This is a genomic window from Lutibacter sp., assembly GCF_041555395.1.
GTDB lineage: Bacteria > Bacteroidota > Bacteroidia > Flavobacteriales > Flavobacteriaceae > Lutibacter.
On record NZ_JBFFKM010000028.1, the window covers coordinates 1 to 26,512 of the forward strand.

The window sequence follows — 26,512 nt, forward strand, 5'->3', positions numbered from 1 at the left end:
AATTTTACAGAAAAAGATCACCAGACAAGACTTTTTTGTTTCTTTTTTGGGCGATGCAAAAAAGAAAAAGAAGAAATGGATGGAGTTCCAAACATGATGTTTATTTCAAAACAGACAAATAAATTAAAAACAGCAATCTATTGAACATATTGCCATCCGGCTCATGGAAAGAATTATAATAAAAAATATAACTATGAAATAGTAGATGTATAGTATATTTAGGATTAAAAATTATAGTTGTATAGCTATAGTAGGATTTATTTGCCAACCTGTATAGTTATTTTAGAAAGGGTCATTTTGCCTCTTTTGATGGGCACAACAGTAGTCTTAATGGGGGCTCATGGGAGGATAAAGGGAGGATACTCCATACATACTCCGTACATAGTGTTATAGTAGTGTTATAGTGACTATAACATTCGGACAAAAAATTAGTCAAAAAATTCAATTAAAATTTAGAAGTCGCGGCTATAAAAAATGGAATAAATAACCCATTATAATTAATAATTAAAAACTTGAAATTACGCAAATCTAAAACCCTTAATCGGAATTATTAATAATTCAACAAATTATTTCCTAAATAGTTAAGCGTATGACTTGTATAACTTGTCTTTACAAAGAATTATAAAAAAATAATTGTCATCAGTAAATAATAAAAATTATCATTTTAGAAATTTATCAGATGAGCTTATTAAATTGTTTAAACGCAAATGGTTATTTTTTTGCCACTAACTTCAAATTAGAATAAAACCAACTTTTATACCTATTAAATATGTTGTTAATTTATTTAGAAAAAATAAAATATATTCATATTTGATTAAGAAGAAAATATTTGTACATTTGCAAACTCTTTGAAAAGAGCATAATATATTAAAAGCAATTAATAACAAAATTTCAGTATGCCAACAATTTCGCAATTAGTACGAAAAGGAAGAACCAAAATAACTAAGAAGAGTAAATCGGCTGCTTTAAATTCATGTCCTCAACGAAGAGGAGTGTGTACACGTGTTTACACTACAACACCTAAAAAACCAAACTCAGCGATGCGTAAAGTAGCAAGGGTTAGGTTAACAAATGGTAATGAAGTGAACGCTTACATTCCTGGAGAAGGACATAATTTACAAGAGCACTCGATAGTATTAGTTAGAGGTGGAAGGGTTAAAGATTTACCAGGAGTTAGGTATCATATTGTACGTGGTGCATTAGATACTGCAGGTGTTGACGGTAGAACGCAACGTCGCTCTAAATATGGTACAAAAGCCCCTAAAAAGTAATTTAAAAACTTTAATGTAAAGACATGAGAAAAAGAGCAGCGAAAAAAAGAGTGCTTTTACCGGATCCAAAGTTTAACGATCAGTTGGTAACACGTTTTGTGAATAACCTAATGTGGGACGGTAAAAAATCTACAGCTTTCAAAGTGTTTTATGATGCATTGGACATCGTAGAAACAAAGAAATTAGATCAAGAAAAATCATCATTAGAAATTTGGAAAGATGCATTAAGCAATGTAATGCCACAAGTTGAGGTTCGTAGCCGCAGAGTTGGTGGAGCAACTTTTCAAATTCCACAGCAAATCAGACCAGACCGTAAGGTGTCGATTGCCATTAAATGGTTGATTTTATATGCAAGAAAACGTAATGAAAAATCAATGGCCCAACGTTTGGCTGGTGAAGTTTTAGCTGCCGCAAAAGAAGAAGGCGCTGCAGTTAAGAAAAGAGTGGATGTTCATAAAATGGCTGATGCTAATAAAGCATTCTCTCACCTTAGATTTTAATAAGTAGAAATGGCAAGAGATTTAAAATATACAAGAAATATAGGAATTGCTGCTCATATTGATGCGGGTAAAACAACCTGCACCGAGCGAATTCTTTTTTATACAGGGGTATCTCATAAAATAGGTGAAGTGCATGATGGTGCTGCAACTATGGACTGGATGGAGCAAGAGCAAGAAAGAGGTATTACAATTACTTCTGCCGCTACAACATGTGAATGGAAATTCCCTACAGAGAACGGTGAGCCAACTGCGGATGCCAAAGGTTATCACTTTAATATAATTGATACTCCTGGTCACGTTGATTTTACTGTTGAAGTAAATCGTTCTTTAAGAGTTTTAGACGGATTGGTTTTCTTGTTTAGTGCAGTTGATGGTGTTGAGCCACAATCTGAAACTAACTGGAGATTGGCTGATAACTATAAAGTGCCAAGAATTGGTTTCGTTAATAAAATGGACCGTCAAGGTTCAAATTTTTTAGGGGTTTGTCAACAAGTTAGAGAAATGCTAGGTTCTAATGCAGTGCCTATCGTTATTAATATTGGAGACGAAGAAAACTTTAGAGGGATTGTTGATTTAATAAAAAATCGTGCGATTATATTCCATGAGGATACAATGGGAGCGACTTTTGATGTTGTTGAAATTCCGGAAGAACTAAAAGAGGAGGCTAAAGTTTTACGTGGTAAATTGATTGAAGAAGTTGCTGCTTATGATGAAAATCTTTTAGAAAAATATATGGAAGATGAAGATTCTATTACTGAAGATGAAGTGCATGCCGCGCTTCGTGCTGCTGTAATGGATATGTCAATTATTCCTATGGTTTGTGGTTCGGCTTTTAAAAATAAAGGTGTGCAGTTCTTATTAGACGCCGTTTGTAGATACTTACCTTCCCCAGTTGATAAAGAGGGTGTTGTAGGTAGTAACCCAAATACGGATAAAGAAGAATTGCGTAAACCATCTGTAAAAGAGCCGTTTGCGGCTTTGGCTTTTAAAATTGCTACAGATCCTTTTGTTGGACGTTTGGCTTTCTTTAGAGCATATTCAGGGCGTTTAGATGCTGGTTCTTATGTATTGAATACTCGTTCTGGTAAGAAGGAGCGTATTTCACGTATTTACCAAATGCATGCCAATAAGCAAAATGCTATCGATTATATTGAAGCTGGAGATATTGGTGCAGGTGTTGGATTTAAAGACATTAGAACTGGAGATACTTTGTGTGATGAAAAGTTTCCAATTGTTTTGGAATCGATGAATTTTCCTGACCCAGTAATTGGTATTGCTGTTGAGCCTAAAACGAAAGCTGATGTTGATAAATTAGGAATGGCTTTATCTAAATTAGCTGAAGAAGATCCTACATTTACCGCAAAAACTGATGAAGCTTCTGGTCAAACTATTATTTCTGGTATGGGTGAATTACACTTAGAAATTATTGTTGATCGTTTAAGACGAGAGTTTAAAGTTGAAGTAAACGAAGGTCAACCACAAGTTGAATATAAAGAAGCGATTACAGGAAAAGCTGATCACCGTGAGGTTTATAAAAAACAATCTGGTGGACGTGGTAAATTTGCTGATATCAAGTTTATTATGGAACCTGTTGGTGAGGGAGAAACTGGATTGGTATTCATTAACTCTATAAAAGGAGGGAATGTTCCAAAAGAATTTGTTCCTTCTATTGAAAAAGGTTTCAAAATGGCTATGAAAAACGGTCCTTTAGCAGGATTTGAAATGGATAGCATGAAAATAACGTTATATGATGGTTCATTCCACGCGGTTGACTCGGATGCATTGTCATTCGAATTGGCGGCAAAAATGGGTTATAAAGTTGCTGCAAAAGCTGCAAAAGCTGTAATTCTTGAGCCAATTATGAAAATTGATGTGGTAACTCCTGAAATAAATATGGGAGATATTGTAGGTGATTTAAATAGAAGAAGAGGACAGGTAACCGCTATGGATGACAGAGCGGGAGCAAAAGTTGTAAAAGCAACTGTTCCATTATCAGAAATGTTTGGTTATGTAACCACATTAAGAACATTATCATCTGGTAGAGCAACATCTTCTATGGAATTCTCACATTATGAAGCTACGCCATCAAACATAGCAGAAGAAGTAATAGCAAAAGCAAAGGGTTAATCTCTAAATTATAAACGATGAGTCAAAAAATTAGAATAAAATTAAAATCATACGATTACAATTTGGTAGATAAATCTGCTGAGAAAATCGTTAAAACGGTAAAAAGTACTGGTGCTGTTGTAAACGGACCAATTCCATTACCTACACATAAAAAGATTTTTACAGTGTTGCGTTCTCCGCACGTAAATAAAAAATCTAGAGAGCAATTCCAATTGAGTTCTTACAAACGTTTGTTAGACATTTATAGTTCATCATCAAAAACTATTGATGCTTTAATGAAGTTAGAATTACCAAGCGGCGTTGAAGTAGAGATTAAAGTGTAATGAAACTCTATTTTCTTGCGAAGTAAGAAAATAATTAGTTGAATACATTCCGAACTTGTTTCGGAATCTCAACAAAGTTAAACAGAAAGGAAGATCCTTTCAAGACATGTCCGGAGCGATTGACGAAGGAAAAACGAAAAAAATACATCAGGGTTGAAGTATTTTAACCCTGTTTTTTTGAATAAAAATAGAATAATAATTAATAATTAAATTAGAATGTCTGGGTTAATAGGTAGAAAAATCGGAATGACCAGCTTATTCGACGAAAACGGGAAGAACATTCCTTGTACAGTAATCGAAGCAGGTCCATGCGTAGTCACCCAAGTCAGAACCTTAGAGGTCGACGGGTACAAAGCCCTTCAACTTGGTTTCGATGACAAATCAGCAAAAAGCTCTAATAAAGCTTTAGATGGCCACTTTAAAAAAGCTGGCACATCTGCTAAAAAGAAAGTCATTGAATTTCAAGAGTTTGAAGAGGCGCATAAATTAGGAGATCAACTAACAGTTGAACTTTTTGTTGAAGGAGAATTTGTTGATGTATCAGCAACCTCAAAAGGTAAAGGGTTTCAAGGTGTTGTAAAACGTCACGGGTTTGCCGGTGTTGGTCAAGCCACACACGGTCAGCATAACCGTTTAAGAGCTCCAGGTTCAATTGGTGCTGCATCCTATCCTGCAAGAGTATTCAAAGGAATGCGTATGGCGGGAAGAATGGGAGGAAATAAAGTTACAGTTCAAAATTTAAGAGTTTTAAAAGTAATTCCTGAAAAGAATATACTTGTGGTTAAAGGAGCAGTTCCTGGTCATAAAAACGCTTATGTAATTATTCAGAAATAATGGAAGTATCAGTTTTAGACATACAAGGAAAAGATACAGGGAGAAAAGTGGAACTTTCTGATGCTGTATATGGAATTGAGCCAAACAATCATGCAGTATACTTAGATGTAAAGCAATTTTTGGCCAACAAGAGACAAGGAACTCACAAAGCTAAAGAAAGAGCTGAGATTTCTGGAAGTACTCGTAAGATTAAAAAACAAAAGGGTACAGGTACCGCTCGTGCAGGTAGCATAAAGTCTCCTATTTTTAGAGGTGGTGGACGTGTTTTTGGACCGAGACCAAAAGATTATTCTTTTAAATTGAATAAAAATTTAAAAAAATTAGCGCGTAAATCGGCATTAAGTATTCAAGCAAAAGAGAGCAATATTATAGTTGTTGAAGACTTTAATTTTGAAACTCCAAGAACCAAAAGTTTTACAGCTGTTTTAGCGGCTTTGGGCATTGAAAACAAAAAATGTTTATTTGTGTTGGCTGAGTCAAATAATAATGTATATTTGTCATCGCGTAATTTAAAGAGATCAAAAACCGTAATAAACTCTGGTTTAAGCACTTACGAATTATTAAATGCAAATAAAGTAGTCCTTTCAGAAAGTTCTTTAGAAGGGATAGAAATTAATTTAAGTAAATAGGTAACAGATATGAATATTTTAATTAAACCTATTATAACGGAAAAGGCGACAAGTCAAAGCGAATTATTAAACAGATACGCATTTGTTGTAAATAAAAGGGCTAATAAACTGGAAATTAGAAATGCTGTGGAGAAAGCCTACGGCGTTGCAATTAAAAGTGTTAAAACCATGAACTACCCTGTTAAACGCAATACTAAATTCACAAAAAGTGGTATGGTAAAAGCAATGTCAGGAGCTTACAAAAAAGCAATTGTTCAGGTAGCAGAAGGAGAAAATATTGATTTTTACAGCAATATCTAAGAAACATAAAAAATGTCAGTTAGAAAATTAAAACCAATAACACCAGGTCAGCGTTTTAGAGTAGTAAATGGGTTCGACACCATTACTACTGATAAGCCGGAAAAAAGCTTAACAGCACCGAATAAAAGATCTGGAGGTCGAAACAACAATGGAAAAATGACCATGCGCTATATAGGTGGCGGTCATAAAAAGCAATACCGTATTATCGATTTTAAAAGAGATAAAAATGGCATTCCTGCAATTGTTAAATCTATTGAATATGATCCAAACAGAACTGCTTTTATAGCTTTGTTGTTTTATGTAGATGGAGAAAAAAGATATATAATTGCTCAAAATGGTTTAAAAGTTGATCAAAAAGTAATTTCTGGCGAAGGAGCTACTCCTGATGTTGGAAATACTTTATTGTTGAGCAAAATTCCGTTAGGAACAACTATTTCTTGTATAGAATTACATCCTGGTCAGGGAGCTGTTTTAGCTCGTAGCGCAGGTGCTTTTGCACAATTAATGGCAAGAGACGGTAAATATGCAACTGTGAAAATGCCTTCAGGTGAAACAAGAATGATTCTTTTAACTTGTATGGCTACCATAGGCGCAGTGTCAAATAGTGACCATCAATTATTAGTTTCTGGTAAAGCTGGTAGATCTCGTTGGTTAGGAAGAAGACCAAGAACAAGACCAGTAGTGATGAACCCTGTCGATCACCCAATGGGTGGTGGTGAAGGTAAATCTTCAGGAGGGCACCCTAGATCAAGAAATGGAATACCTGCAAAAGGATTCAAAACAAGATCTAAGACCAAAGCGAGTAATAAATATATTTTAGAACGTAGAAAAAAATAATTGATATATGGCACGTTCATTAAAAAAAGGACCTTACGTTTTTCGTAAACTAGAAAAGAAAGTTCAAGGAAACTTGGAATCAGGAAGTAAATCAGTAATCAAAACATGGTCTAGAGCCTCGACGATTACACCGGAATTTGTAGGGCAAACGATTGCTGTACATAACGGTCGTCAGTTTGTACCGGTTTATGTAACTGAAAATATGGTAGGTCATAAATTAGGAGAGTTTTCGCCAACGCGTTCTTACAGAGGACACGGTGGTGCAAAAAATAAAGGTAAAAAATAAGTAGGTATCATGGGAGTTCGAAAAAAAATAAGAGCACAGCAGATAAAAGAAGATAAGAAGCAATTAGGTTTTGCTAAGCTTACAGGTTGTCCTACATCACCTAGAAAAATGCGTTTAGTTGCGGATTTAGTGAGAGGTGTTGAAGTTGAAAAAGCACTTCAAATCTTAAAATTCAATTCTAAAGAAGCTTCAATAAATCTTGAAAAATTATTATCAAGTGCTATTTCAAATTGGCAAGCCAAAAATGAAACAGCAAGTATTGAAGAAGCAGGTCTTTTCGTTAAGGAAATATTTGTAGACAGCGCAGGAATGTTAAAAAGATTAAGACCGGCCCCTCAAGGTCGTGCACATCGTATTAGAAAACGTTCTAATCACGTAACCTTAGTCTTAGGAAGTAAAAATGTAAGCAATCAATCATAAGTAGAAATGGGACAAAAAACAAATCCAATAGGAAATCGTTTAGGAATTATCAGAGGATGGGATTCTAACTGGTACGGTGGCAGAGACTACGGAGATAAAATTGCTGAAGATGATAAAATAAGAAGGTATATTAATGCCCGATTATCTAAAGCAAGTGTTTCAACAGTAATTATTGAGCGTACACTTAAACTTGTAACCGTTACTATCACTACTGCAAGACCAGGTATTATTATCGGGAAAGGCGGACAAGAGGTAGACAAGTTAAAAGAAGAGCTTAAAAAAATTACTGGAAAAGATTTTCAAATCAATATTTTTGAAATTAAACGCCCGGAATTAGATGCTCGTTTGGTAGCTTCAAGTATTGCACGCCAAATTGAGAACAGAATTTCATACCGTAGAGCAATAAAAATGGCTATTGCTGCAACTATGCGTATGAATGCTGAAGGTATCAAAGTTCAGATTTCAGGTCGTTTAAATGGTGCTGAAATGGCACGTTCAGAAAATTATAAAGAAGGAAGAATTCCTCTTTCAACTTTTAGAGCTGATATTGATTACGCACTTGTTGAAGCACATACTACCTACGGCCGATTAGGTGTAAAAGTATGGATTATGAAAGGCGAAGTTTATGGTAAAAGAGAATTATCTCCTCTAGTTGGATTGTCTAAAAAACAGTCAGGAAAACCAGATAGAGATTCCTCTAAAAGATCACAACCTCGTAGAAGAAAATAAATTTTAATATTTAGAAGGTAAAATGTTACAGCCAAAGAGAGTAAAATATCGTAAAGTACAGAAGGGCAAGGGAAATATGAGCGGGAATTCACAAAGAGGACATGAACTTTCAAATGGAATGTTCGGAATCAAGTCTTTGGAACAAACCTTTCTTACATCACGTCAAATTGAGGCAGCTCGTATTGCAGCAACTCGTCATATGAAAAGAGAGGGTCAAGTATGGATTAAAGTATTTCCAGATAAGCCAATTACTAAGAAACCATTAGAAGTACGTATGGGTAAAGGTAAAGGAGCTCCTGAATATTTTGTAGCAGTAATTAAACCAGGCAGAATTATGTTTGAAGTTGGTGGCGTACCTATGAACATTGCAAAAGAAGCTTTGCGTTTAGCAGCACAAAAACTTCCTGTGAAAACGAAGTTTATGGTAGCTAGAGATTTTGATAACGCTTTATAACCGATTAGAAAAAATGAAACAATCTGAAATTATAGAATTATCAATCGACGAGTTACAAGAAAGACTTGATAGTTCAAAGAAGAGTTATACTGATCTAAAGATGGCTCATGCAATTACACCATTGGAAGTTCCAATGCAATTGAGAGCACTTAGAAGAACTGTGGCACGTTTAGCTACAGAAATAACTAAAAGAGAATTACAATAATTGTATTCAGAAGTAAAGATGGAAAAAAGAAATCTTAGAAAAGAGAGAATAGGTGTAGTTTCAAGTAACAAAATGGAGAAATCTATTGTTGTTGCTGAAGTTAAAAAAGTGAAACACCCTATGTACGGAAAATTCGTGTTAAGCACTAAAAAATATGTGGCCCACGATGAGACAAATGATTGCAATATTGGAGATACTGTTAGAATAATGGAAACTCGTCCAATGAGTAAATCTAAACGTTGGAGGTTAGTAGAAATCCTAGAAAGAGCTAAATAATTATGTTACAGACAGAATCAAGATTAAGAGTAGCAGATAATACTGGAGCAAAAGAAGTTTTAGTTATCCGCGTTTTAGGAGGAACCAGAAAACGATATGCATCTATTGGTGATAAAATTGTGGTAGCAATTAAAGACGCTACTCCAAATGGATCAGTAAAGAAAGGTCAAGTTGCAAAGGCAGTAGTTGTTAGAACGAAGAAAGAAATCAGAAGAAAAGACGGATCTTATATTAGATTCGACGACAATGCTTGCGTATTGTTAGACGCTGCTGAACAAATGAAAGGGACACGTGTATTTGGTCCTGTTGCAAGAGAACTTCGGGAAAAACAATTTATGAAAATTGTATCATTAGCACCTGAAGTGCTTTAATAAACTTATAAGATTATGAAGTTAAAGATAAAATCAGGAGATACTGTTCAAGTTACGGCAGGTGATCATAGAGGAGAAGAAGGAAAAATTGTTAAAATTTTTCCAGTAAAATACAGAGCAATTGTCGAAGGTGTCAATATGATATCAAAACATGCAAAACCTAGCGCGCAAAACCCACAAGGAGGTATTGTGAAAAAAGAAGCTTCTATTCATATTTCTAATTTAATGTTACTTGAGAATGGAAAAGTAACTAAAGTAGGATATAGAACTGAAGGAGATAAGAAAGTTAGGTTTTCTAAAAAATCTGATAAAGCAATTTAGTTATGGCAAATAATACACCAAGACTTAAAGAGGAATACAACAGTAGAGTGGTTGAAGCACTTACTGGAGAATTCGGTTATAAAAATGTAATGCAAGTTCCTAAATTACAAAAAATTGTAATTAACAAAGGAGTTGGCGCTGCAGTAGCCGATAAGAAATTAATTGATTACGCCGTTGAGGAGTTGGCTAAAATTTCTGGTCAAAAAGCATTGGCGACGATCTCTAAAAAAGATATTGCATTTTTTAAATTACGTAAAGGGATGCCAATTGGCGCAAAAGTAACTTTACGCGGAAATAAAATGTATGAATTTTTAGACAGGTTGGTTACAACAGCTTTGCCTCGTGTAAGGGATTTCAGCGGAATTAAAGCCACTGGATTTGATGGAAGAGGAAATTACAACTTAGGTATTACAGAACAAATCATTTTCCCAGAAATTGATATTGATAAAGTAAACAAAATAAGTGGTATGGATATTACCTTTGTAACTTCTGCTCAAACTGATAAAGAAGCAAAATCATTATTAAGTGAACTAGGTTTACCATTTAAAAAGAATTAGGAAATGGCTAAAGAATCAATGAAAGCCCGTGAGGTTAAAAGAAGAAAGATAGTTGCTAAGTATGCTGAAAAACGCAAAGCTTTGAAAGAAGCCGGTGATTATGAAGCATTACAAAAACTGCCAAAAAATGCATCTCCAGTGCGTTTACACAATCGTTGTAAAATAACTGGAAGACCAAAAGGGTATATCAGACAATTTGGATTATCACGTGTAACATTTCGTGAGATGGCAAATCAAGGATTAATACCAGGTGTTAGAAAAGCAAGTTGGTAAAATTATAAATTGGTTTTAGGTTCAGTAAAAATATTGAAAACCAAAACCGCAAAATTAATAAATATGATTACAGATCCAATCGCAGATTATCTAACCAGGGTTAGAAATGCAATTATGGCAGGCCACAGAGTTGTTGAAATTCCGGCTTCAAAAATTAAAAAAGAAATAACCAAGATTTTATTCGATCAAGGTTACATTTTAAGCTATAAGTTCGAGGACAACATTGTTCAGGGGACTATTAAAATAGCGTTGAAGTATGATAAAGCAACGAAGGCTTCAGTAATAAAAAAATTACAAAGAGTAAGTACACCTGGTGTACGTAAATACATTGGTGCTGATGAGATGCCACGTGTATTAAATGGGTTAGGTGTTGCAATAATATCTACATCACATGGTGTTATGACTGGGAAGAAAGCTAGTCAGGAACATATAGGAGGGGAAGTTTTATGTTACGTATATTAATAAAGAACTAAAAGATGTCAAGAATAGGAAAGAACCCAATTTCATTACCTGAAGGTGTTACATTTGAATATAAAGAGAATGTAGTTACCGTAAAAGGTAAGTTGGGAGAGTTATCTCAAGAAATAACCGATGATATTACAGTTAAGTTAGAAGATGGAACAATCGTTTTAGATCGTCCATCTGAAAGTAAAATCCATAAAGCAAAACATGGATTATACAGGTCTTTAATAAATAATATGATTGAAGGTGTTTCAAAAGGATGGACTAAGGAATTAGAACTTGTTGGTGTTGGATATCGAGCAACCAATCAAGGTCAAGTGTTAGATTTGGCTTTAGGTTTTTCTCACAATATAGTTTTAGAAGTGGCTCCTGAAGTTAAAGTTGAAACAGTTGTAGAAAAAGGAAAAAATTCAATTATAAAATTAACTTCATTTGATAAACAACTTGTAGGTGCAGTTGCCGCAAAGATTCGTTCATTGCGTAAACCAGAGCCTTATAAAGGAAAAGGAATTAAGTTTGTAGGAGAAATATTAAGAAAAAAAGCAGGTAAATCTGCATAATAATTAGAGTATTATGGCATTATCAAAGCTTGAAAGAAGACAGAGAATTAAGCATAGAATTAGAAAAATTGTAGCTGGTACAGCTGCTAGACCTAGATTATCAGTGTTTAGAAGTAACAAAGAAATTTATGCGCAATTAATAGATGATAATTTAGGTACTACTTTAGTATCAGTTTCATCAAGAGATAAAGAAATCGAATCAACAGGTTCAAAATCAGATATAGCAAAAACAGTAGGCAAAAGTATTGCAGAAAAAGCTATTAACACTGGTATAGAGACAGTTGCATTTGACAGAAACGGATTTTTGTATCACGGTAGAGTTAAAGCTCTAGCAGACGCTGCAAGAGAAGCAGGTTTAAAATTTTAGTAAATTATGTATCAAAAATACAATAACGTAGAAAGGGTTAAACCTAGCGGATTAGAACTAAAAGATCATTTAGTTGGTGTTAATAGAGTTGTCAAAGTAACTAAAGGAGGAAGAGCATTTAGTTTTTCCGCTATAGTTGTAGTTGGAGACGGAAATGGTGTTGTAGGACACGGATTAGGGAAATCTAAAGATGTAGCGTCAGCAATTGCTAAAGCAATTGAAGATGCAAAGAAAAATTTAATTAGAATTCCAATTTTAAAACAAACATTACCTCATGAACAAAAAGGTAAGTTTGGTGGTGCAAGAGTATTTTTAAAACCGGCTTCAAGTGGTACCGGGGTTATAGCTGGTGGTGCCGTACGTGCGGTCCTTGAATCAGTTGGTGTGCACGATGTGCTTTCAAAATCACAAGGTTCATCGAATGCCCATAATGTTGTAAAAGCAACGTTTGACGCATTGTTGCAACTTCGTAGCGCCAGTATGATTGCTAAAGAAAGAGGAATTTCTTTGGAAAAAGTATTTAACGGATAAAACAAGAAGTACGATGGCAAAAATAAAAGTAACGCAAGTTAGAAGTAAAATTAGACGTCCTCAAAGACAAAAAAGAACCCTTGAGGCGCTTGGTTTGAAAAAGATGAATCAGGTAGTTGTACATGATGCTACCCCGGCAATTCTTGGAATGGTACATAAAATTAAACACTTAGTTTCTTTTGAAGAAATTAAATAATAATATAAAGTGATGACATTAAATAACTTAAAACCTGCTGAAGGGTCAGTTAAAAATCAAGGTAAACGTATTGGTAGAGGCCAAGGTTCCGGAAAAGGTGGTACAGCTACCAGAGGTAACAAAGGTGCTAAATCTCGATCAGGATATTCTAGAAAAGTTGGTTTTGAAGGTGGTCAAATGCCTTTGCAAAGACGTGTTCCTAAATTTGGGTTTAAAAATATAAACCGTAAGGAATATGTAGGTGTAAACTTACATAAGTTACAAGAATTGGTAGATAATAATAAAATCACTGATACTGTAACATTGGATATTTTAGTTGAAAATCGTTTGGCTGGTAAAAATGACCTGGTAAAAATATTAGGTAATGGTGAGTTAAAAGCGAAATTAAATGTAACTGTTCATAAATTTACTGCCACTGCAAAAGCTGCAATTGAAAATGCAGGTGGTTCAGTAGAAACGCTATAAAAAGATAATAGATGAAAAAATTTATTCAAACCATAAAAGACATCTGGACAATAGAAGAGCTTAGAAATAAGATTCTATTCACACTTGGATTTATGGCAATTTATCGTTTTGCAGCTCAAGTTCCGCTTCCTGGGATTGATATTACTGTTGCGCAAGCAGCACTTCAAAATCAAACAAGCGGTGGTGGAATTTTAAGTTTATTGGACATGTTTACCGGAGGTGCTTTTGCTAGGGCATCAATTGTGGCACTAGGTATTATGCCTTATATTTCGGCTTCAATTGTAGTTCAATTAATGGGAATTGCAGTTCCTTATTTGCAAAAATTACAGAAAGATGGTGAAAGCGGTAGAAAAAAAATAAATCAAATTACGCGTTGGTTAACCATCGCAATTACAATGGTTCAAGGGCCTGCATATATAACAAATATTTATCAATTAATACCTTCATCGGCTTTCTACATTAGTGGAAGTATGTTTTGGTTAACTTCGATGGTTGTGTTAACATCAGGAACCATTTTTGCAATGTGGCTTGGTGAAAAAATAACTGATAAAGGGATTGGTAATGGTATTTCATTATTAATTATGATTGGTATTATTGCACGTTTTCCTGAATCTTTTATACAAGAAGTTGTTTCCAAAATTACGGCTTCCAATGGTGGTATGATCATGATTTTGATAGAGGTGATTGTGTGGTTGTTAGTAATTCTTGTATGTGTGTATTTGGTTACCGCTGTTCGAAGAATTGCTGTTCAGTACGCAAGAAAAACTGTTGCAGGAAACATTAAAAATGTATCAGGTTCTAGGGATTATATTCCTTTAAAATTGAATGCATCCGGTGTTATGCCAATTATTTTTGCCCAGGCAATTATGTTTGCCCCTGCATTAATGGCTAACTCATCAAATGATACAATAAAAACCATTGGTATAGAATTTTCAAATATGTTTGGTTTTTGGTACAATATGTTGTTTGCGTTTTTAATTATAGTGTTTAGCTATTTTTATACCGCAATAACAATTCCAACCAATAAAATGGCTGATGATTTAAAAAGAAGCGGTGGTTTTATCCCAGGAATTAGACCTGGAAAAGATACAGGTGAAATTTTAGATAGAATATTATCTTTAATTACATTCCCGGGATCTATATTTTTGGCTCTTGTGGCAATATTGCCTGCAATAGTTATTAATTTTGGATTGACACAGTCTTGGGCATTGTTTTACGGAGGAACATCTTTGTTAATTATGGTTGGTGTTGCAATTGATACCATTCAACAAATTAACTCTCATTTATTAAACCGTCATTATGATGGCTTAATGAAAAAGGGAACAAAAAGAAAAGCAATAGCATAATGGCAAAACAACCGGCAATACAACAAGACGGAACCATTACAGAAGCACTGTCTAATGCCATGTTTCGTGTAGAGTTGGAAAATGGACATATAGTTACAGCCCATATTTCAGGTAAAATGCGAATGCATTATATAAAAATTTTACCGGGTGATAAAGTTAAACTGGAAATGAGTCCATACGATTTAACAAAAGCAAGAATTACTTACAGATATTAAAGAGTTAACGATGAAAGTTAGAACATCAATAAAAAAGAGAAGTGCCGAGTGCAAGATTGTGCGTAGAAAAGGCAGATTATATGTAATCAATAAAAAGAATCCTAGATTTAAACAAAGACAAGGATAGTTATGGCAAGAATAGCAGGTATTGATATTCCAAAAAATAAAAGAGGTGTTATTGCCTTAACCTATATTTTTGGGATTGGAAACAGCAGAGCTAAAGAAATTTTAGCTAATGCAAAAGTTGACGAAAGCACGAAAGTTCAAGATTGGACGGACGACGAAATTCACGGAATCAGAGAACAAGTAGGAACCTACAATATTGAAGGTGAATTGCGTTCTGAAATTCAATTGCACATTAAGCGATTAATGGACATTGGATGCTATAGAGGTATTCGTCATAGATCTGGATTACCTCTAAGGGGTCAAAGAACTAAGAACAATTCTAGAACCCGAAAAGGGAAAAGAAAAACTGTAGCTAATAAGAAAAAAGCAACTAAATAATAACTAAAATATTATGGCGAAAGCAAGTACAAAGAAACGCAAAGTTATTGTTGAGGCAGTTGGTCAAGCACATATTACGGCTTCATTTAACAATATTATTATATCGCTTACCAATAAAAAAGGTGATGTAATCTCTTGGTCATCAGCTGGGAAAATGGGATTTAGAGGTTCTAAAAAGAATACGCCTTACGCTGCTCAATTGGCTGCTGAAGATTGTGGTAAAGTAGCACATGAAGCAGGTATGAGAAAGGTGAAAGTGTATGTAAAAGGACCAGGTAACGGAAGAGAATCTGCAATTAGGTCAATTCACAATATGGGAATTGAAGTTTCAGAAATTATCGATGTTACGCCTTTGCCACACAATGGTTGCAGACCACCGAAAAGAAGAAGAGTATAATTAAATTAAATTTTAACCGATAGGATTTTGTAAGATTATCGAAGGATTAGCCTTAATTCATAATCCCTATCATCTAATAATTAAAAATGGCAAGATATACAGGACCAAAAACTAAAATTGCCCGTAAATTCGGAGAAGCAATTTTCGGAGAGGATAAATCTTTTGAAAAAAGAAATTTCCCTCCAGGACAACACGGCGCAAACCGTCGTAGAGGAAAAAAATCTGAATACTCTATTCAGTTAGCTGAAAAGCAAAAAGCAAAATATACTTACGGTATTTTGGAAAGACAATTTTCTAATTTGTTTAAAAAAGCATCAAGTAATAAAGGTATTACAGGTGAAATTTTATTACAGCTTTGTGAATGTCGTTTAGATAACGTAGTATATAGAATGGGCGTTGCACCTAGTCGTAGCGCAGCTCGTCAATTAGTATCTCACCGTCATATCACAGTAAATGGAGAGTTGGTTAATATTCCTTCTTATTCATTAAATCCTGGTGATGTTGTTGCTGTAAGAGAAAAATCAAAATCATTGTTGGCTATCGAAAATTCTTTGGCTAATAAAAGTGATGTTTATGAATGGCTTTCTTGGAATTCAGAAACCAAACAAGGAAATTTTGTTAGTGTTCCTGAAAGAATACAAATTCCAGAAAATATCAATGAACAATTAATCGTAGAGTTATACTCTAAATAATTTTAAAGATACCAATTCAATTATGGCAATTTTAAATTTTCAGAAGCCCGATAAAGTAATTATGATTGACTCTACCGATTTTAATGGTAGATTCGAATTCAGACCGTTAGAGCAAGGATTTGGTTTAACAGTTGGTAATGCTTTAAGAAGAGTGTTGTTGTCTTCATTAGATGGTTTTGCAATAACCTCACTTCGTGTTGAAGGTATTGAACATGAATTTTCAACAATTAAAGGTGTTGTTGAAGATGTAACAGAAATTATTTTGAACTTAAAACAAGTTCGTTTTAAGAAACAAATTGAAGATTCTGATAGAGAAACAGTAAACATTTCAATTTCTAAACACGAGCAGTTAACTGCAGGTGATTTACAAAAATACATTTCTGGTTTTCAAGTATTAAATCATGATTTGGTTATTTGTAATATGGAGAAATCAGTTAATTTAGATTTTGAAATTACAATTGAAAAAGGAAGAGGATTTGTACCTGCGGAAGATAATAGAAAATCTGGCGTTGCTTTGGGGACCATTTTTACAGATTCAATTTTTACACCTATTAAAAATGTAAAATATGCTGTTGAAGATTTTCGTGTTGAGCAAAAAACGGATTATGAAAAGTTAGTTTTTGATATTACTACTGACGGTTCAATTTCTCCTAAAGATGCGTTAACAGAAGCTGCAAAAATATTGATTCACCATTTTATGTTATTCTCTGATGAGCGTATTACTTTAGAAGCTGATGAAATAGCACAAACTGAAACTTATGATGAAGAATCTTTACATATGCGTCAGTTGCTAAAAACAAAATTAGTGGATATGGATTTATCCGTAAGAGCACTAAATTGTTTAAAAGCTGCAGAAGTTGATACCTTGGGAGACTTGGTGTCATTTAACAAAAACGATTTGATGAAGTTCCGTAATTTTGGAAAAAAATCTTTAACCGAATTAGATGAATTAGTTCATATAAAAGGTTTAAGTTTTGGAATGGATTTAAGCAAATACAAATTAGATAAAGATTAATTTAAAACCTTGGTTTTAATTAAGATAACATAAGAGATGAGACACGGAAAGAAATTTAATCACTTAGGAAGGAAAACAGCACATAGAAAGTCTATGTTTGCTAATATGGCTTGTTCTTTAATAGAACACAAACGTATAAATACCACTGTCGCTAAAGCAAAAGCTTTACGCCAATTTGTAGAGCCTTTAATTACAAAATCTAAAGTTGACACTACACACAATCGTAGAGTTGTGTTTAGTTATTTGAGAAATAAATTCATGGTTACAGAGCTGTTTAAAGAAGTTTCTGTAAAAGTGGCTGATAGACCGGGAGGATATGTTCGTATCATTAAATTAGGAAATCGTCAAGGTGATAATGCGCCTATGGCAATGATTGAGTTGGTTGATTACAATACAACATACAATCCAAACAATAAAGCTAAAAAGAAAACCACTCGAAGAGGTAAAACTAAAAAAGTGGAAGAAACTGTTGAAGCAAAAGTTGACAGTAAAGAAACAAATTAATGATAACGCATTGATCATATTAAAAGGATAAATTATTTATAGTTTATCCTTTTTTTTATATTTAAATTTGACCCGACTAATAAAAGGTAACAAAATAATGAAATACACAAAACGTAAAAGGGCAATTCTGCTTTTAGCTGATGGAACAATTTTCGAAGGAAAATCAATAGGGCGAGACGGTACGGCATATGGAGAAATTTGTTACAATACCGGAATGACAGGTTATCAGGAAATCTTTACAGACCCTTCTTATTTTGGTCAATTGATGCTGTCTACGAATGCGCATATTGGAAATTATGGTGTAAATGAGGATGAAATTGAATCGGAATCCATCAAAATAGCAGGGTTAATATGCAAAAATTTCAGTTTTAATTATTCAAGAGAAAACGCACAAGATTCCTTGGGAAATTATTTTGAAAAGGAAAATATAATGGCGATTTCTGATGTTGATACGAGAGCCGTTGTGCGGTATATTAGAGATAAAGGCGCAATGAATGCTATTATTTCTACAGAAACAGATATTGACGCGTTAAAAGAAAAATTAAATGCTGTTCCTGATATGAAGGGATTGGAATTGGCTTCAGAAGTTTCCACAAAAGAATCCTACTATTTTGGAAACGAAAAAGCAACCTTTAGAATTTCAGCGCTGGATTTGGGAATTAAAAAGAATATTTTAAGAAATTTAGAGAAAAGAGGTTGCTTTATAAAAGTATTTCCTTACAACGCCAGTTTTGAAGAAATGAATTCCTTCAATCCTGACGGATTTTTCCTTTCAAACGGCCCTGGAGATCCTGAACCTTTAGTAGAAGCGCAGCAATTAGCAAAAGAAATTATAACTCGAAATTTACCGTTATTTGGTATTTGTTTGGGACACCAGGTTATAGCTTTGGCAAATGGCATTGCTACCTATAAAATGCATAACGGGCATAGGGGCATAAATCATCCCGTAAAAAATACCCTATCAGGAAAAGGTGAAATTACTTCTCAAAATCACGGTTTTGTTGTTAATAAGGCAGAAGTTGAAACACATCCCGATTTTGAAATCACCCATGTTCATCTAAATGATGATACATTGGCAGGTATGCGAATGAAAAATAAAAATTGTTTTTCAGTGCAATACCACCCTGAAGCAAGCCCTGGCCCACATGATTCATCCTATTTATTCGATCAGTTTATTGAAAACATAAAAGCATCAAAAAAGTAATTTTAAAAAGCCGTTAACCAAATAGTTAATGGCTTTTTTTAATAGAATTATACGAAAACGTTATCGCATTAATCGAGTTAATTTAAATTAAATTTGACCTTAAATTTGTAACTTGCAGTATAAAAAATAATTTTAAAATTAAATAAAATGAGTATAATTTTAGGTGTTCATGCACGTCAAATATTTGATTCACGAGGGAACCCAACTGTAGAAGTTGATGTAATAACTGAAAATGGAATTTTAGGAAGGGCAGCAGTACCTTCTGGTGCTTCAACCGGAGAACACGAGGCTGTTGAATTGCGTGATGGTGGAAAAGATTATATGGGAAAAGGCGTTCTTATAGCTGTAAAAAATGTAAATGAAATTTTAGCTGAAGAAATTATTGGCATGTCAGTTTTTGAACAAAACCTGATAGATGCAACAATGATTAAGTTAGATGGCACTAAAAATAAATCAAAATTAGGTGCAAATGCCATTTTGGGTGTTTCCTTGGCTGTGGCAAAAGCAGCAGCGAATGAATTGGGTATGCCATTGTATAGATATGTTGGAGGCGTAAGCGCTAATACCTTGCCGGTTCCTATGATGAACATTATAAATGGGGGCTCACATTCCGACGCCCCAATAGCATTTCAGGAATTTATGATTATACCTGTAAAAGCTAAGAATTTTACAGAAGCAATTAAAATGGGAAGTGAAATATTCCACAATCTTAAAAAATTACTGCACGACAGAGGTTTAAGCACCGCAGTGGGGGATGAAGGTGGTTTTGCACCAACTTTTGACGGAACGGAAGACGCTATTGAAACGGTTTTGAAAGCAATTTTAAATGCAGGATACAAGCCAGGAGAAGAAGTTAAATTGGCCTTGGATTGTGCAGCAGCAGAGTTTTATGTAAATGGAAAATATGACTACACAAAGTTTGAGGGAGATAAGGGAATTATAAGAACTTCCGAACAACAAGCAGATTACTTGGCCGAATTGGCTTCAAAATACCCAATCATCTCTATTGAAGACGGGATGGATGAAAATGACTGGGAAGGTTGGAAATATTTAACAGATAAGATTGGTGCTAAAGTTCAATTGGTTGGTGATGATTTATTTGTTACCAATGTGGAAAGATTGTCAAGAGGCATAGAAAATGGAATTGCCAACTCAATTTTAATAAAAGTAAATCAAATTGGTACTTTAACTGAAACAATTGCTACCGTAAATATGGCGCAAAATGCAGGTTATACTTGTGTAATGTCGCACCGTTCAGGAGAAACCGAAGATAATACCATTGCAGATTTGGCAGTTGCATTAAATACAGGTCAAATTAAAACAGGATCGGCTTCGCGTTCAGACAGAATGGCGAAATACAACCAATTGTTGAGAATTGAAGAAGAACTTGGAAGTACTGCTTATTATCCTCAAGAAAAAGCGTTTAAGATTTAATCATTTCAATTTATAAAAAAAGGCCGAGAATTCTCTCGGCCTTTTTTTTGCTGTGTAACAATGTATACTTATTGGACAGCAATGTATATGTATTAAGCAAAACATTGACTTAAATCATATTAATTTCCTATAAAATTTATTAAATTCGTGAGAATTAATAACAAATAATTTAATAACATTAATATATCTACTTAAGCAATGTCAAATAAAGCGATTTTAGAAGTAAACGGTAAAAAATATGAGTTTCCAGTTTTAATAGGAACTGAAAATGAAATAGCAATGGATATTTCAACATTAAGGCCTGTAACCGGAGGGGTAATTACCTTAGATGCTGGGTTTAAGAACACAGGTTCCTGCGCTAGTAAAATAACTTTTTTAGATGGTGAAAAAGGAATTTTAAGACATAGAGGTTATTCCATAGAAGATTTAACAAAAAACGCGAGTTTTTTGGAGGTAGCTTTTCTAATCATATTTGGAGAATTACCTACAAAACAAGAGTTACATAAATTTGAAATTGATATTAAAGGTCAGTCGATGGTTAACGAAGAAATGATGGATATTGTTGAAGGTTTTCCTAAATCGGCTCACCCTATGGGGATGTTATCAGCTTTAACAAGTGCTTTAACAGCTTTTAATCCAGGTGTTGTAAACGTTAAGTCGGAAGATGATATGTACAAGGCCATAGTAAAATTATTAGGAAAGTTTCCGGTATTGGCAACTTGGGCTCATAGAAGAAATAACGGATTGCCGTTAAACTATTCAGATAATTCAATAGACTATATTTCAAATATTATGCAACTGATGTTTAAAATACCTACTGAAGCATATAAAATTAACCCAATTGCAGTTAAAGCACTTGATGAATTGCTAATTTTACATGAAGATCATGAGCAAAACTGTTCAACATCAACGGTTCGTATGGTTGGCTCCTCTGGAGCAGGGTTGTTTGCGTCAGTTTCTGCTGGAGTTTCTGCATTATGGGGACATCTTCACGGAGGTGCAAATCAAGCTGTATTGGAAATGTTGGAAGAAATTGAAAAAGATGGAGGAGATGTTGAGAAGTTTATAAATAGAGCAAAAGATAAAAATGATTCTTTCCGCTTAATGGGATTTGGACACAGAGTTTACAAAAACTTTGACCCAAGAGCAAGGATTATTAAAAAAGCTGCAGATGAATTATTTGCAGATCTTAATTTGACTGACCCTGTTTTAAAAATTGCGAAACACTTAGAAGAAGTGGCGCTTAAAGATCCATATTTTGCAGAACGTAAATTATATCCTAACGTAGATTTTTATTCAGGAATTATTTACCGAGCATTAGGAATTCCGGTTGCTATGTTTACTGTTATGTTTGCTGTAGGCCGTTTGCCTGGTTGGATTGCACAATGGAAGGAAATGCGTGAAAATAATGAACCAATAGGCCGTCCACGTCAATTATATGTTGGTGAGCCATTACGTTCATTTAAATCAATTGAAGAGAGGTAATTGCATTTTTTTTTTAAATTTAAAATAAAACCCCATATTAAGTTATGGGGTTTCTTTATTTTTACAAAAAAAATAGAATAAATGATAAAACTGAATGTTCTTGATGAGACCTCTCGACTTAGATCTGTGGTTTTGGGCACTGCAATCTGCAATGGCCCTATACCAAAATTAGAGGAGGCGTATGATCCTAAATCATTGGAACATATCAAAGCCGGAACCTATCCTCTTGAAAAAGACATGGTAATTGAAATGGAAGCTTTTAATAAGGTGTTTGAAAAATACAATGTAAAAGTTTACAGACCAAAAGTGATTGAAAATTACAATCAAATATTCACCAGAGACATTGCTTTTGTGATTGAAGATAAATTGATTAAATCGAATATTTTGCCCGACAGGGAAAAGGAAATAGAGGCCATTCAATTCGTATTAGACCAAATTGATCCCAATAATATTATTACAACCTCTGATGAGGTCCATTTTGAAGGAGGTGATGTAATGCTATGGAACAATCATATTTTTATTGGCACTTATAAAGGTGATGACTACAAAGATTATATCACGGCCAGAACCAATATGAAAGGGGTTAATTTTATCAAAAATTTATTTCCGAATAAAATAGTAAAAGAGTTTGATTTGGTTAAATCAAATACAATTGCCAGAGAAAATGCACTTCATTTGGATTGCTGTTTTCAGCCAGTTGGTAAAAATAAAGCCATCATTCATAAAGAAGGGTTTCGAGACGAAAATGATTATAATTATCTGGTGAATTTATTTGGAAAAGAAAATATGTTTCATATCACAAAAGATGAAATGTATCAAATGTTTTCTAATGTGTTTTCTATTTCAGAGGATGTGGTGGTTTCAGAAAAAAAATTCACAAGGCTTAACAATTGGTTGAGAGAACAAGGTTTTACTGTTGAGGAAATTCCATATGCGGAAATATCGAAGCAAGAAGGTTTATTAAGATGTTCAACATTACCATTAATAAGAGATTAATTTTATGCAACAAATTACAAATACAATTTTAATGATTCGCCCAATTTCATTTCGAATGAATGAGCAGACTGCGGTGAATAACTATTACCAAAAAGTTTTGGAAAGTTTAACACCTGAAACGGTACAATTTAAAGCATTACAAGAGTTTGATGACTTTGTGGAAAAATTAAGAGCCGTTGGCGTTAATATGATCGTTATAAATGACACGAATAATACAGACACACCAGACTCCATTTTTCCAAACAATTGGATCTCATTTCACGAAAACGGTGACGTTGCTTTATATCCAATGTTTGCAGAAAACAGACGGTTGGAAAGAAGAGAGGATATCATGGGAATATTGGAAGATTTGGGTTATCAAATTAATAATGTGGTAGATTATACTTCAGCAGAAGAAGAAAAAGTATATTTAGAGGGGACAGGAAGTTTGTTGTTAGACAGGGAAAATGGAAAAGCCTATTGTGCTTTGTCACCTAGAGCAGATGAAGATTTACTGATAGAATTTTGTGAAGATTTTGAGTTCACGCCCGTTTCATTCGTCTCTTACCAAACCGTCAATGATAAACGTTTGCCAATTTACCATACCAATGTAATTATGTGTTTGGGTGAAAAATTTTCAGTAATTTGCTTAGACAGTATTGATGATAAAAAAGAACGAAAAAATGTGATTAAACATTTAAAGGAAGATCATAAGGAAATTATCTCAATTTCAGAAGAACAAGTGAATAGTTTTGCCGGTAATATGTTGCAGGTTCTAGGAAGTAATGATGAGCGTTATATTGTCATGTCAAACTCGGCTTATGAAAGTTTAACGAATCAGCAAATTAAACAAATTGAAAAGCACGGTAAAATACTTTACAGTTCATTAGATACTGTTGAAGCCTGCGGTGGTGGAAGTGCACGCTGCATGATGGCTGAAGTTTTTTTGCCTAAATACGAATAATTTAATTCCAGAATCACAAATTTTAAATAATGCTTTCTAAAAAAACAAAATACGGACTTAAAGCATTGAGCTATTTGGCTAAGCAAGAGCCAAATGTTCCTATTTTAATTTCAGTCATCTCCGAATCGGAGAACATCTCAAAAAAGTTTTTGGAAAGTATTTTGTTGACTTTAAAGAAGAGCGGAATCCTTTCCTCTAAAAAAGGTAAAGGAGGCGGTTATTATTTAATTAAAAATCCTACTGAAATAAAAATTTCAACCGTAATTAGATTGCTCGAAGGCCCAATAGCGATGTTGCCATGTGTTAGTTTAAATTACTACAAGAAATGTGATGACTGTACCAGTGAAGAGCGTTGCAGTCTAAATATTTTAATGGCGGAAGTTCGCGACAGCACCTTAAAAATCCTTGAAAACAAGACCCTTGCTGATTTTCATTGCGGAACTGATTATTGAAACGAAATTCTATAAATAAAAAAGACTGCCTTTTTAGACAGTCTTTTTTTTGTAATTATGTTTTTAACTAATAATTATGCTTTAACTAAAATCGGAACTTTTATGTCGAACAATTCAGTTTTTATAGTTTCCAACTCACTTAACAATGTTTCTTTATTTGATTCAAAATAAATCTTTGAATCTGAAAATAAATGTTGGTAATATTCAATACCATCATTCAAATTATTTTGAAAAGAGGTTAAATATTTTTGTTGTTTTGCATTAAAAGAATCGCTGATCTCATCAACTTTTTTCGAAAAATAATCAACATACATGGCCAATTCTTTTATAAACATATGCGGACGATTTTTTGTTTCGATTACATTTGTTTTGCCATAAATATGGCCTACCATTTCTTTTAACGAAAGGTCTTTTGTGAAATAAGCCATATTTGGACCTGGACAAATTGCAACACCTTGTTCTTCAGCTTTTCTTTCTATATCATAGTTAATAAATGCTGCATTGGCCAATCCTTCGCACAAACATGCTTTTTCAGTAATTCGATTGGATTTTTCAGCAAACTCATTTGAACTTAAGTTTTCAAGTTTTAGCTCATTTAATTTTATGGTTTGATATTTTTTTGAAGCAGTGCAAATTACTTTTTCTGTATAATCTGTATTTGAAGACAGAAATTTTTTGGCACAAGCACTACCTGCTTTGTCAGCAGCAATTCTTTCATTTTTAAGAATCTCATTGGTGTTTCCCCTTAAACTGTTAAAAGGAACTCCCAGAGGAGAAATATTGCTTAAAAACAAATCTTTTTCGGTAGCGACCTGCAATGCTTTTCTGGTAACTTCATCAACCGTGCTTACTTCTGGTACTAATAAAAATGGGGAGCCCCAGCCTACGGAATCAATATTGTAATTATCCAATAAAAATTCATGTTCTTCGTGGGTTCCAACACCTCCCTGAACTGTAATCGCCAAACTTAATGGTGCAGAAGGAATGTGTTTTCCTTTATTTTTTAAGGCTTCAACCAATATTCCGTGAATTTCATCGATTAAAACAGTCTTATTCGTTTTAAATTCCTCTAAGATTGGACCTAATAAATAGCCATCAGAGGCAAATGCATGACCGCCACAATTTAAACCTGATTCAATTCTGTATTCAGAAACCCAAAGCCCTTTTTTAGCTAAAAATTTCCCTTGAATGATAGCAGATCTGTAGTCGCTTACTTTTAAAATTATTTTCTTTTTCAACCGATTGTTTTCGGATGGGAAAAAATCATTGAAATTTTCAAAATAACTGTATAATCTCGGATTCATTCCGGCAGAAAGTACCACAGATGATTCCAAAGTACTGTTCGCAAAACCCCTTAATGCTGCGTGAGCATCATTAAATTCTATTGGCAATAAGTCTTTTTTACTATAATTGGATTTATCCAATTTGGTCATAATATTTACATCAATACTCCCTTGTTTTAGGTTGTTTTGAATCCAATTACTAAAATCTTCTTTTACTTTATTGTGTTGAAAGGTTTGAATGAAATTTTGTTTTAATTCCGAAAAATCAGGAAGCATTTCCATATATTTTTCAAAGTCACTATTTTTCTGTTCAAAACTCTTCTTAAGATTTTCAAATTTTTGTTTTACGATAATATCCACCGTATTTAAATAGGAAGTAATTCTTTTAGCTCTATAGTCCTCTACTTTTGTTGAAATTGATTGATATGGGATTTTAAATTTCCCTGAATAATATTCATCCATTTTTTCAATGATGATGTCATCTACAATTGAAATAACGGAAGAAATACCATATTTTGCAATCTTAATAGGGGTGTCTATTGTAAAAGCAATCCCCATTACCGGAACATGAAATGAATGTGGGTTGTTTTTTTGTTGCATGCTTTTTTGTCTTAAATTATTTTTCAGAAATAATTATTAGTTATGGTTACAAATGTAGGCATCTCACCGTTATTATTTGTTAAATGTTCTATAAATTGTGTTTATTTTTGTTGAAATTTGGGAGTATAGTATTGGTTTTTAGAGCAAA

39 protein-coding genes are annotated in these 26,512 nt (G+C 33.7%); 38 read left to right on the top strand and 1 reads right to left on the bottom strand.

What is annotated here, in order from left to right:
• Positions 1-896 precede the first annotated feature (896 nt).
• From rpsL to ABY285_RS07695, 38 genes are all read left to right on the top strand, one after another.
• Positions 897-1,271: a 30S ribosomal protein S12 gene (rpsL, locus tag ABY285_RS07510; protein ID WP_068206887.1), complete on the top strand. Its 375-nt coding sequence runs from the start codon at positions 897-899 to the stop codon at positions 1,269-1,271.
• Positions 1,272-1,294: 23 nt separating this feature from the next.
• A complete protein-coding gene (gene rpsG, locus ABY285_RS07515) occupies positions 1,295-1,771 on the top strand; it encodes a 30S ribosomal protein S7 (protein ID WP_372768646.1) in 477 nt (158 codons plus the stop codon).
• A gap of 9 nt (positions 1,772-1,780) precedes the next feature.
• Entirely contained in the window at positions 1,781-3,898 is a 2,118-nt protein-coding gene (gene fusA, locus ABY285_RS07520; protein WP_372768648.1) for an elongation factor G, read from the top strand.
• 17 nt (positions 3,899-3,915) lie between these two features.
• Positions 3,916-4,221, top strand: a complete 306-nt coding sequence (gene rpsJ, locus ABY285_RS07525; RefSeq protein ID WP_089378517.1) for a 30S ribosomal protein S10 — start codon at positions 3,916-3,918, stop codon at positions 4,219-4,221.
• Between the two features lie 216 nt (positions 4,222-4,437).
• On the top strand, positions 4,438-5,055 hold the full coding sequence (gene rplC, locus ABY285_RS07530) for a 50S ribosomal protein L3 (protein WP_372768650.1): 618 nt from the start codon (positions 4,438-4,440) through the stop codon (positions 5,053-5,055).
• Positions 5,055-5,684: a 50S ribosomal protein L4 gene (gene rplD, locus ABY285_RS07535; protein WP_372768652.1), complete on the top strand. Its 630-nt coding sequence runs from the start codon at positions 5,055-5,057 to the stop codon at positions 5,682-5,684. Before rplC ends, rplD begins: the two co-directional genes overlap by 1 nt.
• A 9-nt stretch (positions 5,685-5,693) precedes the next feature.
• On the top strand, positions 5,694-5,984 hold the full coding sequence (rplW, locus tag ABY285_RS07540; protein ID WP_372768654.1) for a 50S ribosomal protein L23: 291 nt from the start codon (positions 5,694-5,696) through the stop codon (positions 5,982-5,984).
• A gap of 12 nt (positions 5,985-5,996) precedes the next feature.
• On the top strand, positions 5,997-6,821 hold the full coding sequence (gene rplB, locus ABY285_RS07545) for a 50S ribosomal protein L2 (RefSeq protein ID WP_372768656.1): 825 nt from the start codon (positions 5,997-5,999) through the stop codon (positions 6,819-6,821).
• A gap of 7 nt (positions 6,822-6,828) precedes the next feature.
• Positions 6,829-7,107 carry a 30S ribosomal protein S19 gene (gene rpsS / locus ABY285_RS07550; protein ID WP_372768658.1) on the top strand — a complete coding sequence of 93 codons (279 nt, stop codon included), beginning with the start codon at positions 6,829-6,831 and terminating at the stop codon, positions 7,105-7,107.
• Between the two features lie 9 nt (positions 7,108-7,116).
• Positions 7,117-7,527, top strand: a complete 411-nt coding sequence (rplV, locus tag ABY285_RS07555) for a 50S ribosomal protein L22 (protein WP_372768661.1) — start codon at positions 7,117-7,119, stop codon at positions 7,525-7,527.
• A 6-nt stretch (positions 7,528-7,533) separates the two neighbouring features.
• On the top strand, positions 7,534-8,256 hold the full coding sequence (gene rpsC, locus ABY285_RS07560) for a 30S ribosomal protein S3 (protein WP_372768663.1): 723 nt from the start codon (positions 7,534-7,536) through the stop codon (positions 8,254-8,256).
• A 22-nt stretch (positions 8,257-8,278) separates the two neighbouring features.
• Entirely contained in the window at positions 8,279-8,710 is a 432-nt protein-coding gene (gene rplP / locus ABY285_RS07565) for a 50S ribosomal protein L16 (protein WP_372768665.1), read from the top strand.
• A 13-nt stretch (positions 8,711-8,723) separates the two neighbouring features.
• Complete coding sequence (gene rpmC / locus ABY285_RS07570; RefSeq protein WP_372768667.1) at positions 8,724-8,915, top strand: 50S ribosomal protein L29; 192 nt, start codon at positions 8,724-8,726, stop codon at positions 8,913-8,915.
• Between the two features lie 18 nt (positions 8,916-8,933).
• Entirely contained in the window at positions 8,934-9,191 is a 258-nt protein-coding gene (gene rpsQ / locus ABY285_RS07575; protein WP_089378507.1) for a 30S ribosomal protein S17, read from the top strand.
• Positions 9,192-9,193: 2 nt separating this feature from the next.
• Positions 9,194-9,562 (top strand): 50S ribosomal protein L14, encoded by a 369-nt coding sequence (gene rplN, locus ABY285_RS07580; RefSeq protein WP_372768670.1) that lies wholly within the window; start codon positions 9,194-9,196, stop codon positions 9,560-9,562.
• A gap of 12 nt (positions 9,563-9,574) precedes the next feature.
• Positions 9,575-9,883, top strand: coding sequence for a 50S ribosomal protein L24 (gene rplX, locus ABY285_RS07585; RefSeq protein WP_372768729.1), 309 nt, complete (start codon positions 9,575-9,577; stop codon positions 9,881-9,883).
• Between the two features lie 2 nt (positions 9,884-9,885).
• Complete coding sequence (rplE, locus tag ABY285_RS07590) at positions 9,886-10,440, top strand: 50S ribosomal protein L5 (RefSeq protein ID WP_372768672.1); 555 nt, start codon at positions 9,886-9,888, stop codon at positions 10,438-10,440.
• 3 nt (positions 10,441-10,443) lie between these two features.
• Positions 10,444-10,713: a 30S ribosomal protein S14 gene (gene rpsN / locus ABY285_RS07595; RefSeq protein WP_372768674.1), complete on the top strand. Its 270-nt coding sequence runs from the start codon at positions 10,444-10,446 to the stop codon at positions 10,711-10,713.
• A gap of 63 nt (positions 10,714-10,776) precedes the next feature.
• Entirely contained in the window at positions 10,777-11,175 is a 399-nt protein-coding gene (rpsH, locus tag ABY285_RS07600) for a 30S ribosomal protein S8 (RefSeq protein WP_372768676.1), read from the top strand.
• A gap of 14 nt (positions 11,176-11,189) precedes the next feature.
• Complete coding sequence (gene rplF / locus ABY285_RS07605) at positions 11,190-11,735, top strand: 50S ribosomal protein L6 (RefSeq protein ID WP_372768678.1); 546 nt, start codon at positions 11,190-11,192, stop codon at positions 11,733-11,735.
• A 13-nt stretch (positions 11,736-11,748) separates the two neighbouring features.
• Entirely contained in the window at positions 11,749-12,102 is a 354-nt protein-coding gene (rplR, locus tag ABY285_RS07610) for a 50S ribosomal protein L18 (RefSeq protein ID WP_372768680.1), read from the top strand.
• Between the two features lie 6 nt (positions 12,103-12,108).
• Entirely contained in the window at positions 12,109-12,633 is a 525-nt protein-coding gene (gene rpsE / locus ABY285_RS07615; protein WP_372768682.1) for a 30S ribosomal protein S5, read from the top strand.
• A gap of 13 nt (positions 12,634-12,646) precedes the next feature.
• Entirely contained in the window at positions 12,647-12,829 is a 183-nt protein-coding gene (rpmD, locus tag ABY285_RS07620; RefSeq protein ID WP_372768684.1) for a 50S ribosomal protein L30, read from the top strand.
• A gap of 12 nt (positions 12,830-12,841) precedes the next feature.
• Positions 12,842-13,294 (top strand): 50S ribosomal protein L15, encoded by a 453-nt coding sequence (rplO, locus tag ABY285_RS07625; RefSeq protein WP_372768686.1) that lies wholly within the window; start codon positions 12,842-12,844, stop codon positions 13,292-13,294.
• Between the two features lie 11 nt (positions 13,295-13,305).
• A complete protein-coding gene (gene secY, locus ABY285_RS07630; protein ID WP_372768688.1) occupies positions 13,306-14,640 on the top strand; it encodes a preprotein translocase subunit SecY in 1,335 nt (444 codons plus the stop codon).
• Complete coding sequence (gene infA, locus ABY285_RS07635) at positions 14,640-14,855, top strand: translation initiation factor IF-1 (RefSeq protein WP_372768690.1); 216 nt, start codon at positions 14,640-14,642, stop codon at positions 14,853-14,855. Before secY ends, infA begins: the two co-directional genes overlap by 1 nt.
• Positions 14,856-14,865: 10 nt before the next feature.
• On the top strand, positions 14,866-14,982 hold the full coding sequence (ykgO, locus tag ABY285_RS07640) for a type B 50S ribosomal protein L36 (protein WP_010137061.1): 117 nt from the start codon (positions 14,866-14,868) through the stop codon (positions 14,980-14,982).
• A gap of 2 nt (positions 14,983-14,984) precedes the next feature.
• Complete coding sequence (gene rpsM / locus ABY285_RS07645) at positions 14,985-15,359, top strand: 30S ribosomal protein S13 (protein WP_372768692.1); 375 nt, start codon at positions 14,985-14,987, stop codon at positions 15,357-15,359.
• A 13-nt stretch (positions 15,360-15,372) separates the two neighbouring features.
• Positions 15,373-15,756, top strand: coding sequence for a 30S ribosomal protein S11 (gene rpsK, locus ABY285_RS07650; RefSeq protein WP_372768694.1), 384 nt, complete (start codon positions 15,373-15,375; stop codon positions 15,754-15,756).
• An 86-nt stretch (positions 15,757-15,842) separates the two neighbouring features.
• Positions 15,843-16,448, top strand: a complete 606-nt coding sequence (gene rpsD, locus ABY285_RS07655; RefSeq protein ID WP_372768696.1) for a 30S ribosomal protein S4 — start codon at positions 15,843-15,845, stop codon at positions 16,446-16,448.
• Positions 16,449-16,470: 22 nt separating this feature from the next.
• Positions 16,471-17,463: a DNA-directed RNA polymerase subunit alpha gene (locus ABY285_RS07660; protein WP_372768697.1), complete on the top strand. Its 993-nt coding sequence runs from the start codon at positions 16,471-16,473 to the stop codon at positions 17,461-17,463.
• A 36-nt stretch (positions 17,464-17,499) separates the two neighbouring features.
• A complete protein-coding gene (gene rplQ / locus ABY285_RS07665) occupies positions 17,500-17,967 on the top strand; it encodes a 50S ribosomal protein L17 (protein ID WP_372768699.1) in 468 nt (155 codons plus the stop codon).
• Between the two features lie 97 nt (positions 17,968-18,064).
• Complete coding sequence (gene carA, locus ABY285_RS07670) at positions 18,065-19,171, top strand: glutamine-hydrolyzing carbamoyl-phosphate synthase small subunit (protein WP_372768701.1); 1,107 nt, start codon at positions 18,065-18,067, stop codon at positions 19,169-19,171.
• A gap of 147 nt (positions 19,172-19,318) precedes the next feature.
• The gene (gene eno, locus ABY285_RS07675) at positions 19,319-20,605 is read left to right on the top strand and encodes a phosphopyruvate hydratase (protein WP_372768703.1); all 1,287 of its coding nucleotides are present in this window, start codon (positions 19,319-19,321) and stop codon (positions 20,603-20,605) included.
• Positions 20,606-20,803: 198 nt separating this feature from the next.
• Positions 20,804-22,090: a citrate synthase gene (locus ABY285_RS07680; RefSeq protein ID WP_372768704.1), complete on the top strand. Its 1,287-nt coding sequence runs from the start codon at positions 20,804-20,806 to the stop codon at positions 22,088-22,090.
• 81 nt (positions 22,091-22,171) lie between these two features.
• Positions 22,172-23,086, top strand: coding sequence for a dimethylarginine dimethylaminohydrolase family protein (locus ABY285_RS07685; RefSeq protein WP_372768706.1), 915 nt, complete (start codon positions 22,172-22,174; stop codon positions 23,084-23,086).
• 4 nt (positions 23,087-23,090) lie between these two features.
• A complete protein-coding gene (gene ctlX / locus ABY285_RS07690) occupies positions 23,091-24,029 on the top strand; it encodes a citrulline utilization hydrolase CtlX (protein WP_372768708.1) in 939 nt (312 codons plus the stop codon).
• Positions 24,030-24,058: 29 nt separating this feature from the next.
• A complete protein-coding gene (locus ABY285_RS07695; RefSeq protein WP_372768710.1) occupies positions 24,059-24,481 on the top strand; it encodes an Rrf2 family transcriptional regulator in 423 nt (140 codons plus the stop codon).
• 74 nt (positions 24,482-24,555) lie between these two features.
• On the opposite strand, the gene ABY285_RS07700 is transcribed toward ABY285_RS07695, so the two are convergent.
• Complete coding sequence (locus ABY285_RS07700; protein WP_372768712.1) at positions 24,556-26,364, bottom strand: hypothetical protein; 1,809 nt, start codon at positions 26,362-26,364, stop codon at positions 24,556-24,558.
• Positions 26,365-26,512 lie beyond the last annotated feature (148 nt).